The following is a 3162-nucleotide window of genomic DNA, read 5'->3' on the forward strand; positions in this document are numbered from 1 at the left end:
CACGGGCCTCCCGTCCGGTGCCGGGTAGCGTCGTGCGCGTGGCGACGATCGTGCTCATCAGCGGTGCTCCGGGGAGTGGCAAGACGACGCTCGCCGCGGCGCTCGCCGCCGAGCTCGGCTGGCCGCGGGTGGACCGCGACCAGCTGTACGCGGGTCTCTCGGCCGGTTCCGGGTACGACCGCGACGCGGTCGTGCCGCACGGTGTCCGGCTGTTCTGGTCGGCGACGGCGCACCTGGCGGCGGCGGGGTGCAGTGTCGTCGCGGACGCGACGCTGTACCGCGACCAGTCCGAGGCCGACGTGCGGTCGGTGCTCGTGCCCGCGGGCGACGTCCGGAACGTGCACTGCCGGTCGGCACTCGCGTCCGAACGGTTCGTCGCTCGGGGGCACCCGCGAGCGGTCAACGACCGCGTCGCCCGCAACGCGCCCCTGGTGACCGAGCCGCTCGCGCTCGGGGTCCCGCTGCTCGAGGTCGACACGACCGACGGGTACGACCCGGCGCTGCCGTCGATCGTCGGGTGGCTGCGTCCGGTCTGACGGCGCGTCAGCGCACGTCGTCGTCCCACGGCACCGGCGTCGTCTCGCCCGACTCCCAGTCGCGGCGCAGGACCCCGTAGCCGACGGAGGCGACCGCGGTGCCGCCCTCGACCGGCCAGCCCTCGCGGTAGTGCGCCTCCTTCACCCAGCCGGCGCGGACGAAGACGCGGCGCATGGCGGTGTTGTCCTCGCGGGTCTGACCCTCGAAGCGGGTGACCTCCGGCATCGTGCGGAACACGTGGTCGGTCACGGCACGCAGGGCCGGGGTGCCGAGCCCGCGCCCGCGGTGCGCGCCGGCGATGCGCAGGTCGAACAGCGGGACGGGGTCCTCGAGGTCCTCGAGCCGGACGATGCCGAGGCGGCCGTGCTCGTCGTGGTCGAGCCAGAACGTGTCGTGCTCGTCGTCGCGGTACGCCCCGGCGTCGACGGCGGCCACGGCGTCCGCCCGGCCGATGCGCCGGCGGACGTGGAACGGGAACTCTTCCGACGACAGGAAGTCGACCAGGGCGTCGCGGTCCGGGCCGGTCGGGTCGAGGCGGGTGAGTCGGACGGCGCGCTCGGTCATGCCGTCACGCTAGCGGGCGGGCAGCGTGGTCGACCAGCGCGCGATCGCGTCGTAGGCGTGCTCCCGCACGTCTGGAGCGGACAGCACGACGTCGTGCACGGCGCCGGCGAGACGGCGGACGGTGACCTCGGTGCCGAGCGAGAGCGCCCGGTGGGCCACCGTGTCGACGTTCAGGGCGACGTCGGCGTGCGCCATCCCCGGGTCCCACCGGGGCTGCAGCATGCTCTTGTCGCTCAGGAGCACGAGCACGGGGACCTCGAGCCCGAGGCCGTGCTCGACCTGTGCCTGGCCGTCGAACACGGCGGCGAGCCACCCGGGGTGCAGGGGGAACCCGCGGTCCGGACGCCACTGCTGGTCGTACGTCCACGAGCCCTCGCCGGCGGCCGACACCGTGCGCGTGTAGAACCCGGGGTCGACGGCGGGCATCGGGGCCAGGGGGTTCCGCCGGGCCCCGAGCCGGACCACAGGGGTCATCAGGGCCCGGCCGACCGCGGTCGCCTGGAACTCGAGCCACGGGCTGTTGAGCACCAGGCCGTCGACGAGGTCGCGGTGCCGGGCGGCCCAGAGCGACAGGGTGAGGCCACCGGTCGAGTGGCCCATCGGGACCAGGCGGCGACGCGTGGGGCCGGGGTGCTCGGCGGAGATCGCGTCGAGCGCCGCGGCGATGTCCTCGTCGTAGACGGCGAGGTCGGACACGTCACCGGGCGTCTGGTGCGGGCGGAGGCTCCGCCCGTACTTCCGCAGGTCGAGCGCGTGGAACCGCCCGCCGAGGCGCTCGAGCCGTTCCGCGAGCTCGACCTGGAAGAAGTAGTCCGACCAGCCGTGCACGTACAGCACGTCGACCCCGTGCAACGGGCCGCGGCCGTGCAGCAGCATGTCGGTGGGCGTGTGCCGGCGCCGGACGAGGGTGGCGACGACGGGCCCCTCGGCATCGGGGGCGAGGGGCAGTTCGAGCCGCTCGTACGGCGCCCCGAGGACGTCCTCGTGCCAGTGCTCGTCCACCATGGGGCGAGCGTATCCGGCGGCGCTCGCCGGGGTGCCCCGGCGGCGCCCCCGAGGTGTCCCGGTACCGTCCCGCCGGCATCCCCGTGCTCAGGAGGCGAGGACGACGACCTTGCCGACGACGCGTCCCACGCTCGCCTCGGCGTGCAGGGCGGGCAGCTCGGCGAGCGGGATCCGCCGGGTCACCTCGACGGTGAGCTCCCCGGCGTCGACGAGGGACACCAGCTCGGCGAGCCGGTCGCGGTCCGGCAGCACGAACACCGTCGCCGCCCGCACCGATCGGGACGCGTCGTCCGGCGTGGCCATGAACGCGGTGGTGCTGACGACCGCGCCGCCGTCACGGACGGCGGCGACGTCGGCCGCGAACTCGTCCGGGTCGATCGGCGCCAGGTTGAGGAGCACGTCGACCTGCCCGTCGATCGCGTCGAGCAGGTCGGAGGCGGTGTGGTCCACGACCTGGTCGGCGCCCGCGGCGCGGACCGCCTCGGCGCTGCGCGGGCTGGCCGTGGCGACGACGTGCACGCCGGCGCGCTTCGCGAGCTGGATCGCGTACTTGCCGACGACACCGCCGGCGCCGACGATCAGCACGCGCTGACCGGCCTGCAGACGGCCGTCGTCGAACAGCGCCTGCCACGCGGTCAGGGCGACCGACGGCAGCGCCGCGGCGTCGGCGAGGGGGATGCTCGTCGGGGCGGCGACCAGGGCCGTGGCCGGTGCGACGACGTACTCGGCCGCGCCGCCGTCCCGCTCCATCGGCAGGAACCCGACGACCGCTTCACCGACGGCGAGGTCCTCGACGCCGTCGCCGAGGGCGTCGACCGTGCCGGACACGTCGTACCCGGGGACGTGCGGCAGCTGCACCGGGATCGGCAGGAAGCCCGCGCGCATGCCGTTGTCCGCGGCGTTGAACGCGGACGCGGCGACCCGTACCCGCACCTGACCGGCGGCGGGGACCGGCAGGTCGACGTCCTCCTGTCGCAGGACCTCGGGACCGCCGACCTCGTGGAACCGTACTGCCTTCATGATGGACTCCTCGTGTCCGTTGCTTCGAGTTCGAAG

Annotated in this window: 4 protein-coding genes; 1 reads left to right on the forward strand and 3 read right to left on the reverse strand. The window is 74.8% G+C overall.

The window, feature by feature from the left end; all coding sequences use genetic code 11:
- The coding region (locus BIU97_RS13190; protein ID WP_217640112.1) for an AAA family ATPase at nucleotides 1–536 on the forward strand (536 nt) is incomplete at its 5' end.
- A 7-nt stretch (nucleotides 537–543) separates the two neighbouring features.
- On the opposite strand, the gene BIU97_RS13195 is transcribed toward BIU97_RS13190, so the two are convergent.
- The 3 genes from BIU97_RS13195 to BIU97_RS13205 form a co-directional block, all read right to left on the reverse strand.
- Nucleotides 544–1101, reverse strand: coding sequence for a GNAT family N-acetyltransferase (locus BIU97_RS13195; protein ID WP_071260710.1), 558 nt, complete (start codon nucleotides 1099–1101; stop codon nucleotides 544–546).
- A 9-nt stretch (nucleotides 1102–1110) separates the two neighbouring features.
- The gene (locus BIU97_RS13200; RefSeq protein WP_071260712.1) at nucleotides 1111–2106 is read right to left on the reverse strand and encodes an alpha/beta hydrolase; all 996 of its coding nucleotides are present in this window, start codon (nucleotides 2104–2106) and stop codon (nucleotides 1111–1113) included.
- 87 nt (nucleotides 2107–2193) lie between these two features.
- Entirely contained in the window at nucleotides 2194–3126 is a 933-nt protein-coding gene (locus tag BIU97_RS13205) for an NADP-dependent oxidoreductase (RefSeq protein WP_071260714.1), read from the reverse strand.
- Between the last annotated feature and the right edge of the window lie 36 nt (nucleotides 3127–3162).

This window comes from Curtobacterium sp. MCBA15_009 (assembly GCF_001864895.1).
Taxonomy (GTDB): domain Bacteria; phylum Actinomycetota; class Actinomycetes; order Actinomycetales; family Microbacteriaceae; genus Curtobacterium.